Origin of the sequence: Aquimarina litoralis (assembly GCF_039523995.1) — a bacterium.
Taxonomy (GTDB): domain Bacteria; phylum Bacteroidota; class Bacteroidia; order Flavobacteriales; family Flavobacteriaceae; genus Aquimarina; species Aquimarina litoralis.
Genome location: NZ_BAAAGE010000001.1, coordinates 585,699 through 600,057, shown reverse-complemented (window position 1 = coordinate 600,057; position 14,359 = coordinate 585,699). Strand labels below are relative to the sequence as shown.

Annotated in this window: 11 protein-coding genes; 8 read left to right on the top strand and 3 right to left on the bottom strand. The window is 32.7% G+C overall.

The window, feature by feature from the left end; translation table 11 throughout:
• Nucleotides 1–61: 61 nt before the first annotated feature.
• The 8 genes from ABD077_RS02290 to ABD077_RS02255 all read left to right on the top strand — a co-directional run bounded on the left by ABD077_RS02290 (nucleotide 62) and on the right by ABD077_RS02255 (nucleotide 10,948).
• Complete coding sequence (locus tag ABD077_RS02290) at nucleotides 62–2,827, top strand: TonB-dependent receptor (protein ID WP_343910097.1); 2,766 nt, start codon at nucleotides 62–64, stop codon at nucleotides 2,825–2,827.
• Nucleotides 2,828–2,849: 22 nt separating this feature from the next.
• The gene (locus ABD077_RS02285) at nucleotides 2,850–4,436 is read left to right on the top strand and encodes a G-D-S-L family lipolytic protein (protein WP_343910095.1); all 1,587 of its coding nucleotides are present in this window, start codon (nucleotides 2,850–2,852) and stop codon (nucleotides 4,434–4,436) included.
• Between the two features lie 357 nt (nucleotides 4,437–4,793).
• On the top strand, nucleotides 4,794–6,302 hold the full coding sequence (gene atpD, locus ABD077_RS02280; RefSeq protein ID WP_343910092.1) for a F0F1 ATP synthase subunit beta: 1,509 nt from the start codon (nucleotides 4,794–4,796) through the stop codon (nucleotides 6,300–6,302).
• 79 nt (nucleotides 6,303–6,381) lie between these two features.
• Nucleotides 6,382–6,657 carry a F0F1 ATP synthase subunit delta/epsilon gene (locus tag ABD077_RS02275; protein ID WP_219010889.1) on the top strand — a complete coding sequence of 92 codons (276 nt, stop codon included), beginning with the start codon at nucleotides 6,382–6,384 and terminating at the stop codon, nucleotides 6,655–6,657.
• A 63-nt stretch (nucleotides 6,658–6,720) separates the two neighbouring features.
• Nucleotides 6,721–7,536, top strand: a complete 816-nt coding sequence (locus ABD077_RS02270) for a LytR/AlgR family response regulator transcription factor (protein WP_343910089.1) — start codon at nucleotides 6,721–6,723, stop codon at nucleotides 7,534–7,536.
• Nucleotides 7,537–7,665: 129 nt separating this feature from the next.
• Nucleotides 7,666–8,520, top strand: coding sequence for an alpha/beta hydrolase (locus tag ABD077_RS02265; RefSeq protein ID WP_343910085.1), 855 nt, complete (start codon nucleotides 7,666–7,668; stop codon nucleotides 8,518–8,520).
• A gap of 109 nt (nucleotides 8,521–8,629) precedes the next feature.
• Nucleotides 8,630–9,349: a phosphatase PAP2 family protein gene (locus tag ABD077_RS02260; RefSeq protein WP_343910081.1), complete on the top strand. Its 720-nt coding sequence runs from the start codon at nucleotides 8,630–8,632 to the stop codon at nucleotides 9,347–9,349.
• Between the two features lie 84 nt (nucleotides 9,350–9,433).
• Nucleotides 9,434–10,948, top strand: coding sequence for an ArnT family glycosyltransferase (locus ABD077_RS02255; protein WP_343910077.1), 1,515 nt, complete (start codon nucleotides 9,434–9,436; stop codon nucleotides 10,946–10,948).
• 10 nt (nucleotides 10,949–10,958) lie between these two features.
• On the opposite strand, the gene ABD077_RS02250 is transcribed toward ABD077_RS02255, so the two are convergent.
• From ABD077_RS02250 to ABD077_RS02240, 3 genes are read right to left on the bottom strand one after another with little or no spacing between them, the layout of a single operon-like run.
• Nucleotides 10,959–12,470, bottom strand: a complete 1,512-nt coding sequence (locus ABD077_RS02250) for a glycosyltransferase family 39 protein (protein WP_343910074.1) — start codon at nucleotides 12,468–12,470, stop codon at nucleotides 10,959–10,961.
• Nucleotides 12,471–12,480: 10 nt separating this feature from the next.
• The gene (locus tag ABD077_RS02245; protein WP_343910071.1) at nucleotides 12,481–13,362 is read right to left on the bottom strand and encodes a lysylphosphatidylglycerol synthase transmembrane domain-containing protein; all 882 of its coding nucleotides are present in this window, start codon (nucleotides 13,360–13,362) and stop codon (nucleotides 12,481–12,483) included.
• On the bottom strand, nucleotides 13,322–14,296 hold the full coding sequence (locus tag ABD077_RS02240; protein ID WP_343910069.1) for a glycosyltransferase family 2 protein: 975 nt from the start codon (nucleotides 14,294–14,296) through the stop codon (nucleotides 13,322–13,324). The genes ABD077_RS02245 and ABD077_RS02240 overlap by 41 nt, the downstream gene beginning before the upstream one ends.
• Nucleotides 14,297–14,359 lie beyond the last annotated feature (63 nt).

The window sequence follows — 14,359 nt, the reverse complement described above, 5'->3', positions numbered from 1 at the left end:
TTTTTAAAGAATTGATAAAAAAACGTATATTGTTGTCATAACATAAAAACTAATTTAGGATATGAGGACAATTACGTTAGTAATAGTGCTTTTAATAGGCACTATTATTACTGCACAAACAACAATTAGTGGGAAAGTTGTTGATAATAACAATCAACCCATTCCTGGAGCAAATATAGCTTTGCAGGGAGCTTCCGTAGGAACTGTTACTGATTTTGATGGTCTATTCACACTTACTTTAGAGGAAACGCCTCCTTTTACTATTATTGTAAGTAGTATAGGTTTTGAATCCACTACTTTGGATATTACATCGAGCACCTCTGACATCACAGTTACATTAAAAGAAGGAACAGAACTAGACGAAGTAGTTATTTCAGCTTCTAGAACACCAGAACGAGTGTTTGAATCTCCTGTGAGTGTAGAACGTTTTGGAATCAAGAAAATAAAAACTACTCCTGCAGCAGATTTTTATGACGGTTTAGAAAATTTAAAAGGAGTTGATATTAATACCAATAGTTTAACTTTTAAATCGGTCAATACCAGAGGATTTGCAGATTTTGCAAATACCAGATTTGTTCAATTGGTTGATGGAATGGACAATGCGGCGCCTGCTCTAAATTTTGTTTTAGGAAATTTACTAGGGATGACAGAATTGGACGTTAATAGTATAGAATTACTGCCAGGAGCTTCTTCCGCACTTTATGGAGCAAATGCTTTTAACGGAATTCTATTCATGACTAGTAAGAATCCTTTTGATCATCAAGGGATAAGTGCATATTTTAAAGGAGGAATTACTTCTCAGGAAGTTGGAGGTGATAATGAATATTATGATTATGGAATCAGGATTGCCCATGCATTCTCAGATAAATTCGCAGCAAAAGTGAATTTTTCTTATTTGAGAGGAACAGATTGGTTTGCTACTAATGAAGTAAGTGTTTCTAATGATATTATTACTGGAACCCGATTAGATCCTAATTATGATGGACTTAATGTATATGGAGATGAAGTAAGTACTAATATAAGAGGAGTTGGGGTTGCCTTGGTAAATGGCGGGTTATTGCCAGCTGGAGCAGAAAATATATTGCCTGATCAAGAAGTTAGTAGAACAGGGTATTTAGAAAGTGATTTAAATAATTATAACGCAGAAAGCATAAAGTTTGACGCTGCGTTACATTATCGCCCTTTTGCAAACGATTTCGAAATTATTTATTTAGGGAAAGTTGGTCGTGGTACGACAATTTATCAAGGAGCAAATAGATATTCTATTCGAAATTTTTTCCTACAGCAGCATAAATTAGAAATCAAAAATGACAATTTTTTTATAAGAGGGTATATTACAGATGAAGATGCTGGAGATTCATACGATTCTAGGTTTACAGGGATTAATATCAATAGACTATGGAAAGATGATCAAACTTGGTTCGGAGAATATGCTGGCGCTTTTGTTCAAGCAAGTTTAGCAGGTCAGTTGCCAGAGCAGGCACATTTAATAGCAAGACAGACAGCGGATACAGGAAGGCTTTTACCGGGAACACCAGAGTTTGAAAGCGCTTTTAATACAGTAACAACAAACCCTGATCTTACTAGTGGATCTAAATTTCAAGACGCTAGTCAATTAAGACATGTAGATGTTAATTATAACTTTAGTCATCTTACTAGTGATATCGCAGATATACAGGTGGGAGGATCTTTCAGAGAATATAAATTAAATTCTGCGGGAACGATTTTTACAGATTTTGATGGACCAATTCGCTATTCAGAGTTTGGAGTGTATACTCAAGTACAAAAGAAATTAATCGATGACAGATTAAAAATTACAGGTTCTATTAGATATGATAAATCGGAGTTATTTGATGGTAATTTTTCTCCAAGATTATCTTTAGGTTATACAGCAGGAGCAGATAGAAATCATAATATCCGTTTGTCTGCTCAAACAGGTTTTAGAAATCCAACAACACAAGATTTGTTCATTGGTTTAGATGTGGGTAGAGCAATACTTGTAGGATCGGCTTCAGAGAATTTAGATCGAGATGTTAGAAACTTTGATCTAAGTGGAGATGGTCAGTTGTTAACAGGAAATAGTTCGGTAGATGTAGTAGGAAGACAAGCTTATGAAAACTCTTTTTCGTTAAATTCTGTATTGAATGGTACACCTACGGTTTCAAATGTTGATCTGGTAGAGCCTGAAAAAGTTGTTGCAGTAGAACTTGGTTATCGTGCTAAAATCAAGAAGTTTGTTATTGACTTAAGTGGGTATTACAATATTTATACTGACTTCATTTCTACAGAAAATGTTTTGGTTCCTCTTTATGGGCAAGTTGGAGATGGAACACTATCGCTTGCAGCTTTACAGAATGGAGATACAGAAGTATATCAGGCATACACGAATTCTGATGTAGATATTAAATCATTTGGTGGTACTGTTGGTGTGGATACTAAAATATTAGGAAACTTTGATTTTGGAGTTAATTACACATTTACAAAACAAGATTTTGATGAGGAGGAAGATCCTGATTTTAGAACAAATTTCAATACTCCAGAGCATAAAGTAAAAGCTTCTTTTGGTCATACGAGTTTGTTTAAAAACTTTGGATTTAACACTAGTTGGACTTGGAGTGATGCATATTTTTGGGAAGCTGCTTTTGGTGATGGGAATGTGCCGTCTTTCAATGTTCTTAATGGACAGATCAATTATACTATTCCTAAATTAAAAGCAACGCTGAAAGCAGGAGCAACAAATATTCTTGGTGAAGAGTATTTCACAGCGTTTGGTACTGGATTTATAGGGTCCCAATATTATGTAGGTATATCTATAAACAACTTATAATTAATCTAAAAATATTTTAAATATGAATATTCAATATAAATGGCTATTGATTCTGTTAGTTTTTGGATTTATAGCGTGCGAATCTGATGATGATTCTGCTACAACAGAAGAAATAGTTCTCACCGCAGGAACAGCGGATTTTTCGAATTACGTTGCTTTAGGAAATTCTCTTACTGCTGGTTTTACTGATAATGCTTTATTTATTGCCGGACAAGAAAATTCTCTTCCTAACATTTTGTCTCAACAATTTGCATTAGTCGGAGGAGGAACATTTACACAGCCTTTAATGAGTGATAATATTGGAGGACTTCTTTTTGGAGGAATGCCAATGTTAGATGGTAGTTTTGGTCCAAGACTCTATTTTTATAGTGATGTAAATCCTGATGATGATTTTGATTCTGGTCCCTATCCTTTAGGAGTAATTCCGGATCAATTAGACTTCTCTCCAGAATTACCTACTACAGAAGGAACAGCAAATCTTGGTGGGACTTTTAATAATATGGGAGTTCCAGGTGCTAAAAGTTTCCACTTATTAGCTCCTGGTTATGGTAACCCTGCTGGTTTAGGAGCTATGCCTCCTACTGCAAATCCATATTATGTGAGAATTGCTTCAGATCCAAGCGCATCAGTAATTCAGGATGCTATGGATCAGAATCCGACATTTTTCTCTCTTTGGATTGGTAATAATGATGTGTTAGGATATGCATTATCTGGTGGTGACGGAACAGACCCTATTACCGATACAGGAACGTTTGCCCAAGCTTATAATGCATTGATTACTACATTAACAGCTGGAGGAGCTAAAGGTGTGATTGCTAATATTCCAGATGTTACATCAATTCCGCATTTTACAACAGTTCCTCATAATCCAGTTCCTTTAGATGCTGCTACTGCCGCTTTCTTAAATAGTGCAAGTGCTTATGGAGCTTATAACGCGGGCTTAGATGCAACTTTGGCTTTTTTAACCGCAAATGAAGCTACTTTAGGAGCTCTTTTTCCTCCAACATCAGATATGACCTCTTTACAACTAGCAACTGCAGAAATAGAACGAAGGAAAATTACTTTTTCTGAAAGCGAGGAAAATGCCGTAGTGATTTTGGATGAAGATTTAACGGATTTAACAGGTATCAATGCTGCTTTAATAAGTATGAGGCAAGCAACATCTGAAGATTTACTTGTGTTAACAGCAGCATCATTTATAGGTACAGAAGCGGTACCTGGAAATCCACAAACAGTAAATGGAGTAGCAATCCCATTAGCGGATAAATGGGTGTTGACTCCAGAGGAGCAAATGGAAATTGCTAATGCTACAGCAGCTTTTAATACTACTATTGCAGCAGCAAGAGATCAAGCTGGTTTAGCTTTTGTAGATGCGAATGCTCTATTAGAACAAGTTGCCACTGATGGAATTACATTTGATGAATTTCTTTTAGAAGATAATTTAGTATTTGGAGGAGCTTTCTCTTTAGATGGTGTTCACCCAACTGCTAGAGGATATGCTTTGTTGGCAAATGAAGCGATTAAAGCAATTAATATGACTTATGAGTCTAATTTACCGTTGGTGAAGGCAGCGGATTATCCAACATTTTATTCACCAGCCTTGCAATAGTAATCATATTGTTAAATTATAATTACCAGTGCTACCTACGGTAGTGCTGGTTTTTTTTTGCGGTAATTTTTTAAGATGATATGGATTGTATTAAAGCAAAAAGCTGAATAAAAATTATAAATTTTGTCCATAAAAATCAACATGTAATAAGTTTAAACGAAATAAAATAGTCGAATAATCTATACTTTTTAATGGGTTTGACGCCTTTAAATTTGTATAAGAAAAAAACAAAATGAAACAGGCTATGTTATTCATTTTAAAAGCCTATATTTGCAGCCTGAAAAAAGGTCGTATTCTACATGTAAGAAAAAAGGGTCTTTTTTAAATATTAAATACTAAACATTAAATAGTTATATAATGTCTCAAGTTACGGGTAAAGTATCACAAATTGTAGGTCCGGTTATAGACGTAGCATTCGCTGCCGGTACTGAATTACCAAAAATTTACGATTCGTTAGAAATTAATAAAGCAGACGGTACCAAGATAGTGTTAGAGATTCAGTCTCACATCGGTGAAGATACGGTACGTACAATTGCGATGGATTCCAGTGATGGATTAAGCAGAGGAATGGAAGCTGTTGGAACAGGAGCTCCAATCCAAATGCCAATCGGAGGAGATGTATATGGACGTCTATTTAATGTGATTGGAGATGCTATTGATGGATTAGGAGATCTTCCTAAAGCTGGAGAAAATGGTCTTCCAATTCACCGTCAAGCACCTAAGTTTGAGGATTTATCAACTTCTACAGAAGTATTATTCACAGGAATCAAAGTAATCGACCTTATCGAGCCTTATGCAAAGGGAGGTAAAATTGGATTATTTGGTGGTGCAGGTGTTGGTAAAACGGTATTGATTCAGGAATTAATTAATAATATCGCAAAAGGTCACGGTGGACTTTCTGTATTCGCAGGAGTAGGAGAAAGAACACGTGAAGGAAATGATCTTCTTCGTGAGATGTTAGAGTCTGGAATTATCAAATATGGTGATGACTTTATGCATTCTATGGAAGAAGGTGGATGGGATCTTTCTAAAGTAGATAAAGAAGCTATGAAAGATTCTAAAGCAACTTTCGTATTCGGTCAGATGAATGAGCCACCAGGAGCACGTGCTCGTGTTGCACTTTCTGGACTAACGATTGCAGAATATTTCCGTGATGGAGCTGGAGATGGGCAAGGAAAGGATGTACTTTTCTTCGTAGATAACATTTTCCGTTTTACACAAGCAGGTTCTGAGGTGTCGGCACTTCTAGGTCGTATGCCATCTGCGGTAGGATATCAACCTACATTAGCAACCGAAATGGGTGTGATGCAGGAACGTATTACTTCTACTAAGAAAGGATCTATTACTTCCGTACAGGCAGTTTATGTACCTGCAGATGATTTAACGGATCCAGCACCAGCAACAACGTTTGCTCACTTAGATGCAACTACAGTATTATCTCGTAAAATTGCGGAGCTTGGTATTTATCCAGCAGTGGATCCATTAGATTCTACATCGAGAATTCTTACTGCCGATATCTTAGGAGATGAACATTATAATTGTGCACAACGAGTAAAAGAGTTATTACAGAGATATAAAGAATTACAAGATATCATTGCAATTCTTGGTATGGAAGAATTATCTGAAGAGGATAAGTTAGCGGTAGGACGTGCTCGTCGTGTTCAACGTTTCTTATCTCAGCCATTCCACGTAGCAGAGCAGTTTACAGGTATTCCAGGATGTTTAGTAGATATAAAAGATACAATCAAAGCTTTTACTATGATTATGGATGGGGAATTAGATCATTTACCAGAAGCAGCATTTAACCTAAAAGGAACCATCGAAGAAGCTATCGAAGCTGGTGAGAAAATGTTAGCTGAAGCATAATCTGGTTAATTGTTGGTAGTTGATAGTATCTTAATTAAGTACACAATCAACCGACAACTAACAATAAACAACTATAAATATGTATTTAGAAATAGTAACTCCAGAAGCAGTATTGTTTAGCGGCGAAGTAACTTCGGTTGCTGTTCCAGGTGTGAATGGAGAGTTTCAGATGTTGGATAATCACGCGCCAATCGTTTCTTTATTAGGAAAAGGAAATGTGAAAGTGTATGGTGATATGAATTTGGAAGAAGAAGTAGTAGAAAAATTTACGAAAGAAAATGGTGTTACACTTCTAGCGATAAATTCAGGTACAATTGAAATGAAAGATAATAAAGTGATTGTACTTGCAGATTAAGTAGTATTTACAATCTAGATCATTATATTTAATCCCTATTATTATATGTAATAGGGATTTTTTATGTTTTTAAATAAAGCTTTTCCATACTTTAATTCTTTCAGAAAGCATATACGTATTGCTGCTATGCTTAGTTTTGTTGTTGTATTTATACTCATTTTTTTACAACCCTTTGGAGCTAATAATTTTAATCACCCCTACAAGCATCTCTATTTTATTGGTTATGGCATTATTTCGGTAGTAGTGTATTTAATTATCTATCTTTTGTCAAGATTGTATTATAACAATTTTAAGAGATGGAAATGGAGTGAAGAATTAATATTCTCTTTTCTTTATATTACTATAGCAATCGCGACCGCTTTCTTCTATACAGAATTAATGATCAATAAGAGATCTAATTTTATGATCTTCAGTTTTTTTATAGAATGGTTTCGATTTGTTTTCTTAGGTTTCGGAATTATTTTATCTGTGCTATCAATTTTTTTAAGACGGTATTATGGAAAAGAAGAACAAGAAATAAAAAAGTATAAAACAAATGACCAAGAAAAAATAGTAGTAAAGAGTACTTTAAAAAAAGAGTCTTTTACTGTACTGGCGGAGGATATTGTATACATTAAATCAGAAGATAACTATGTAAATATTTATTACGTAGAAGAAGAGGGTCTACAGAAAAAGATAATACGTAATACCCTTTCTTCGTTGCATACCCAACTTCATCATTTACTAAAAGTTCATCGATCCTATCTAATCAATCCTGCTTTTATAATTTCTGTTGAAGGAAATGCACAAAAGGGAAGTATACACTTAAAATTTGTAGAAGAAAAACTACCAGTATCAAAAACCTATTTTGATTCTGTAAAAATATCCTTCATGAATTGACCCCAAAAAATAAGATTTGGCCACAGAAAGTATTGGTGTACCCCAAAAAATATGAATTCATAACAATGTTTTTTATGTGATTTTCAATGCTTGTTTATTTGACATGTTTACAAATTAAAAACATGAAAAATGAAGAAGTTTATAAAATTTACAAAGGTGACCGTTCTATTACTGTTTTTGGTGTTATTAGGAAGTATTTTTTATATCAGGTTTTCTAGATATACTGATACACTAATTTATCATGTAAATGGTTTAGAGTACGAAAGTTTCGAGTCTAATATTCCTCATAAAGAATACTATTTGGAGGTCGACACAAATACTGTTTTACACGGAGTTCTTTTTAAACCAAAGAATAAGCCAATAGGAACAATTATTCATCATGCAGGCAAAGGAATGCATTTAATGTCGTCTCAACCCTATTATAAGCTATTAACAGATAGAGGCTTTCAAGTATTTGGTTATGAACGAAGAGATTTTGGAAAATCAACAGGCATAGCAGATAATTCCTTGGTATTAAAAGAAGATGCTTTGTTTATGTTCGATACGATATTAAATGATACTGCTGTACAGGGAACAGCAATTATTATTTGGGGACAAAGCTTAGGTGGAGCTTTTGCAATGATGAATGCTGCAGAAAGAAATGATAAAATAACAGGAGTTATTGTAGAAGGAACATTTAATTCATTTCCCGATATAGGAAAGGAGTATGCAAGAGCAATCAATATGGAAAATTTTAAGTGGATGATGCCAATATTAATGAATAATGACTTTCCTGCAGAGAAAGAAATACAAAAAATTAATAAACCAATACTCGTTATTCATAGTAATACAGATGAGCAAGTTCCTTTTAAATTAGGCAAAAAACTTTATAAAGCTTCTGATACACTCCAATCAACTTTTTGGGAAATACAAGGCAAACATATCGTAGGATTATTTGATTATGAGGAAGAATATATACAGAAATTTGTGGATTTTATAGAGTGATTTACTGGTAACAATTAATTAAGAAACAACTCTTTTTTTAACCTATCTAATTATGAACGATAACATATGGATAAAGGAGTGATTTTAGCTTTGTGATATTTTCGTATGTATGAAAGCTAAACGATATCAATCTATTGTTCCTTTTATCATTATTCTTGTTGTTCTTAGCCCTTTTTTATGCATACCAAAAGATCAGAGTTTACTTTTTATAAATGGGTTTAATTCTCCTGTAAGAGATACATTTTTCAAGAATCTCACTTGGTTTGGCGAAGGATTTATGGTAGTTTGTGCAGCTATAACCTTATTGTTTCTTAGAGTACGTTGGTTTTTTGTTTTTGTAGTCGGGCTTCTTTTACATATTTTCCTCATTCAGTTTAATAAGCAAATTCTTTTCAATGACATTTATAGACCGTCTGTCTATATGAGTTGGATCTGTCAGGATCATTTACTTCATTTTGTTGAAGGAATAAGAGTTAGACGTGAAGTGAGTTTTCCTTCTGGTCATACTACAGGAGCTGCTTTTGCTGCATCTTTCATTGCATTGATATTTAATTCTAATCGCTCTTCGATTACTCTTGCTTTATTAGCAATAAGTGTTGGGTTTTCTAGAGTATATTTAGCTCAACATTTTCTGATCGATGTATATTTTGGATTTCTGTTTGGAACCTTATCTTCCATAATAGCATTTACTTTGATTGAAAAAATTGCACCCAAATATTTTTGGATGGATAAATATCTGGTACCTGTTGCCTCTAGAAAGCTAAAAGTAAGATTGGTGTTTTTACGGCAGTTATTTATCAGAAGAATAAGATCATATCCAAAGTATTAATTTTTTTTACTACGCATTTTGACTACCAAGTTATATAATCATCAAAACTTTCTAATTGTTTTTTCTATTAGCCTTTTTCTTTGTTTGATCGGATCATGGGCATATCCAATTTATATTCTAGATGAAGCAAAAAATGCAGAAGCTGCAAGAGAGATGCTTGTTCATTCTGAGTTTATTGTTCCAAAATTTAATCGCTTACTAAGAACTGATAAACCTCCTCTACATTATTATTTTATGATTTTGGGATATAAGCTTTTTGGAGTGAATGCATTCGGTGCTCGTTTTTTTTCTGGAATATTCGGAGCATTAACAATTAGTATATCGTATTACTATATAAATAAATTTTCTAAGAGGACTATCGCCTGGATTTTTGTTTTTATTTGTTGGTCATCTATATGCTTTATTCAGGAATTTCATTTGGCTGTTCCAGATGCTTATTTAATTTTTTTTATAAGTATTGGGCTTTGGATGTTTTATGACTTTTATGCGACCAGTTCTAAGTTTTCATTATGGATAATGTATTTGCTTTTTGGTTTGGGAACACTTACCAAAGGGCCTGTAGCAATTGCTTTACCAGGTTTGATTTGTATTATATTTTTAGTTAGTACTAAAAATTTCAGTATCCAAGCGATTCTTAAATTTAGACCTCTTTTAGGGTTAATTGTTTTTCTATTAGTAACAACACCGTGGTATATTTTAGTGCATTTCGAAACCGATGGAGATTGGACAAAAGGCTTTTTTCTGGATCATAATGTAAATAGATTTGGAAGTAAAATGGAAGGTCATGGAGGTATATTTCTAATTACATGGGCATTTGTTTTATTGGGTTTAATGCCATTTTCTTTTTTTCTTTTAAAAGCATTTAAAAACTCATATATAAACAAATCTAAAGACTCATTACTTTTATTTTCTACTATTGTATCGGTTGTATTTATTGTGTTTTTCAGTATTTCAGGAACTAAATTGCCTAACTATACGATGCCGTGTTATCCTTTTTTGGCATTGGTACTAGCAGTGGCTTTTTGGGAGTTTTACAGAGGAAAGGATAAAGGTATCCACAATACTATTGCTTTAGTATTAATTGCACTACTGGCTATAGCCTTGCCAACAGCAGGAAAGTTAGCATTATTACAAGAAAAGGAATTAGGTGATGTAAGTGATATAGCCTATTGGCTAATACCAACGTCAACAGCTACTTTAGTTGGCTTGGTTTTTTATTTCAAAGGATATTTACAAAAGGCTTTTATCACCATCGCTTTGGGTTGGGTTATCATTACACCAATTTTATTTCTTGGGATTTATCCTAGATTAACTTCGCAAAACCCTGTAGAGCAAGCAAAGTCAATATTAAAACAAAATGATACAGTTAAAGTATATAAAAGTTTTGACGCTGCTTTCCCAATTAATTTTCAAAGGACCTTCACGATTATTCATAAGGAAGCTGAGATAGAGGAGTATTTTGAAAAACACCCAAAAGGATTTTTAATGACAAATACACGTGAGGTAGATGTTTTAGAAAACAGAATGGATATCGTCAAAATCATGGAAGTAAAAGCGCTATTTGAATCACATACTACCCGAATTTATAAAAAGAAATGATAACTAAATATTAATTACATATAGTGATAAAGGTGTAATAAAAGGTGTAGGTTTTTTTATTGCTATAGTTATAAAAAAAGGTTTTGCTTGAGGATTCTTTTATAGATAGATTATTAACTTTTGATTTAATGCTGTTAACTAATTTTTGATTGTTTTCTGATGTTCCAAGTAAGAGAATTGTCTTGTTGTTATACTGATCAATAGAGGTGTAAAAAAGATCATTTTTAGCCGTAAATGCATCATAAAAATGATTAGGTATGAGCACTTTCATAGTGCCTGTAAAATCAATTGCATCACAGATAATGAGATTTGATTTCTCTAGTTGTGATGAGTGATTTTGTAATAGGAATTTTGCAAATTTGAAGTAAGGCCGATTGATTCGCTCTGTAAAACCTAAGGATGGTCCTAAACCAATACTCAGTGGCTTGTTTACGAGTGTTAGAGCTGCTATAATTATTAAAATATTTTTAAAAACCTTATATCTTTTTATTGATTTTTCATGCTCATCAATACAACAAAACACGTAAATCGGGGTAATAATAAGCAATGGTTGAATCCATCTCTCATGCGCATTCGTTGCTTTGGTAAATACTAAAATGATAGCGAAGATCAGTACTGAAAGAGTCAAAAACCTACCTAAAAAATTAACAAACCTATTTTTTTGTGTTTCGAAAACAGACTTGATTTTCCCTTTAAAGAGTAATAACATAGAGACAAAAAACAAACCTGCAAATGATAAAACCCCTTTACTAATAGCCCAGATACTTGGAGTTATAGTTGATATATATGAAAGGTTTTGTGTTGCCAGATCATTGATGGTTTCTTCACTGGTAGTTGTCATGTTTTTATACAGCCAAATAAAATGAGGTGTAATCAGTACTAAAAAAACAAGTATCGATAGACTAATCTTTTTATTCAGGATTATTTTTCTGTATTCTATATCTGATATAACAGCTAATAAAAATGCTAATAAGGAGATTACAAAATTGTATTTTGATAGGATTCCTAATGTAATAGTAATACCCAATATGATATAATTAAGATTCGATGGATTACGAATAAGTCTTGTAAAAGACCAGATCATGAAGACAACAGAAAAGGTAATAAGTACTGTATGGGTTTGTCTAAAACTTTCAACCGATAACTGAAGAAATAAGAATAAGCTTAAAGTTGAAATATTTGCATCTAAAAAGGAGTCTTGATACTGTTTTGATATTGTAAAAACAAGTGTAAAAATACCAATCAACAATACCGTTCTAAATATAATGATGCTCAGTAAACTATATCCAAATAGTTTTGTAATAAAAATAATTATCCAAGTATATAAAGGTGGTTGTTGATTATAACCAAGTAAAAGCTTTTGACTTAAAAACACTTGCTCTGCTTCATCTACTTCTAACGAATTTGTAAGTAATAGTCTAAAAAAAAGATGTGTCAGAAAATAAGTAATGATTAAAAGAAAAAAAGATCTGTGGTTCTTCAAGGAGCCTATTTGTTTTAGGAAATGTAACTGACGGCTCATACTCTATTAGTTAATGTAACGGATCTCTAAGTTTTAAATATGAATTTGCTTTTTTGAAATGGAATATAATTCCAAATAAAGATACAAGAGCAGTTATAGCAGAAAATAAAACCCCAATAGATACAGCAGTTACAGTATCGAATTGTAACATTGAAGAAGCTTGGTAAAAAATCATTTCTCTAACACCTATTCCTGAAAATGAAAAAATGGATAAAACCGAAGAAATTAAAAACACAAAAATGTATAATGAATAGGATTCAACCTCTGTTATAGATGCTAGCAACGATAGGATACAAATGCATTGTAACAACTGAATAGTAATAGACTGTACTAAGGTTTTTAAATAGTCAGATAAAAAAGCTGGAAATAACCTTTGTATAAATATATAAGAAGCTGTTATACCCAAGACTAATAATAGAATAATTCCTGCAATCATATTTGTCCCCTCAAATATGGGTATTATAAGAGCATAAATTAGTATTAAAATCCCAATAGCGGTCAATCCCATAAATCTATCTACGAATAAAGATGCTGTAAGTTTTTTGGTAGACCATTTAAAACTCTTGTGAAGTAAAAATACTTTATAAGCATCTCCACCAATTCCTCCAGGAATAAAAAAATTATAAAACATTCCTATTAGATACAGTTTATAGTTGCTTTTAGGACTTATGTAAAAACTTGAAGATATAAACAATACTAAAAGTCGATCAGCAGAAATCCATTGGGATAGAATAAAACAGACTATCCCAATTAAAAGATAAAAAATATTTACACTTTTTAATGTTTCCCAAATTTCTGTAAATGGAATTTTTGTAAAAACTAGGTATAGTAATAATAGGGTTATTCCAATTTTAAGAAACGTGTAAAACAGGTTCTTTCTCTCTTGTCTCAAAAGTCGTAATTTTTCTAATGTTATAAGGAGTTTTATTTTGAGATTCGTAGTAAGTTCTCATTAATAAATCGGTGACAATCCCTATTGTAAAAAATTGAATTCCTACTAGTATTAATAATACACCTAATAATAGTAATGGCCGTGTTCCAATATCATTCCCCATCAATTTCAAAATGATTAAGTATACATTAATCAACAAGCCAACTCCAAAAAATAACATTCCCATATTTCCAAATAAATATAGAGGCTTTTGCAGGTATTTACGCTGGAAAATGATCAATAAAAGGTCATTCATCACTTTAAATGTTCTTCCTAATCCATATTTCGAAACACCAAATTTTCTTGCGTGATGTTTTACAGGAATTTCTGTGATACGTGCACCATCTATATGAGCGTTTAATGCAATGAATCTGTGTAGTTCTCCATATAAAGGAATCGCTTTAGCTGTTTCTGAAGTCATTACTTTCAGGGCACACCCAGCATCCGTGATATGAAGATTTGTAGCTTTACGAATAATGTAATTTGCTATTTTAGAAGGCAAGATTCTAATAAAATTATCCTTTCTCTTTTGTCGTATGCCGGTAACAAGATCCCAATCCTCATCGATGGCTAATTCTAACATTCTAGGAATATCTGAAGGATCATTTTGCATATCACCATCCATGGTAATAATATATTCACCTCTTGCATAGTCAATACCAGCTGCTAAAGCAGAGCTTTGCCCATAGTTTCTTTTTAATTCTACAAGAACAACATTAGGATTATTTAGTGATTTTATTTCTTCTCTGGTATTATCAGAAGAGAAATCATCTACATAAATAATCTCATATCGATATCCTTTTAATCCATTTTCTATGGCTTCTGTTAGTAAGCTCGTATTTCCTTCTTCATTGTATACAGGAATTACCACTGATAATAATCTTATACTCTGCATATGGAATCTTCTTAAATCATCAAAGTTATAGTTAGAACATCAATTTAATATTGGGTAATTGAT

What these genes read in the sequence shown, in the direction of transcription:
- ABD077_RS02290 (WP_343910097.1), top strand. Translation starts at nt 62, where the DNA reads ATGAGGACAATTACGTTAGTAATAGTGCTTTTAATAGGCACTATTATT.
- ABD077_RS02260 (WP_343910081.1), top strand. Translation starts at nt 8,630, where the DNA reads ATGAAAGCTAAACGATATCAATCTATTGTTCCTTTTATCATTATTCTT.
- ABD077_RS02275 (WP_219010889.1), top strand. Translation starts at nt 6,382, where the DNA reads ATGTATTTAGAAATAGTAACTCCAGAAGCAGTATTGTTTAGCGGCGAA.
- ABD077_RS02270 (WP_343910089.1), top strand. Translation starts at nt 6,721, where the DNA reads ATGTTTTTAAATAAAGCTTTTCCATACTTTAATTCTTTCAGAAAGCAT.
- atpD (WP_343910092.1), top strand. Translation starts at nt 4,794, where the DNA reads ATGTCTCAAGTTACGGGTAAAGTATCACAAATTGTAGGTCCGGTTATA.
- ABD077_RS02240 (WP_343910069.1), bottom strand. Translation starts at nt 14,296, where the DNA reads ATGCAGAGTATAAGATTATTATCAGTGGTAATTCCTGTATACAATGAA.
- ABD077_RS02250 (WP_343910074.1), bottom strand. Translation starts at nt 12,470, where the DNA reads ATGAGCCGTCAGTTACATTTCCTAAAACAAATAGGCTCCTTGAAGAAC.
- ABD077_RS02285 (WP_343910095.1), top strand. Translation starts at nt 2,850, where the DNA reads ATGAATATTCAATATAAATGGCTATTGATTCTGTTAGTTTTTGGATTT.
- ABD077_RS02265 (WP_343910085.1), top strand. Translation starts at nt 7,666, where the DNA reads ATGAAGAAGTTTATAAAATTTACAAAGGTGACCGTTCTATTACTGTTT.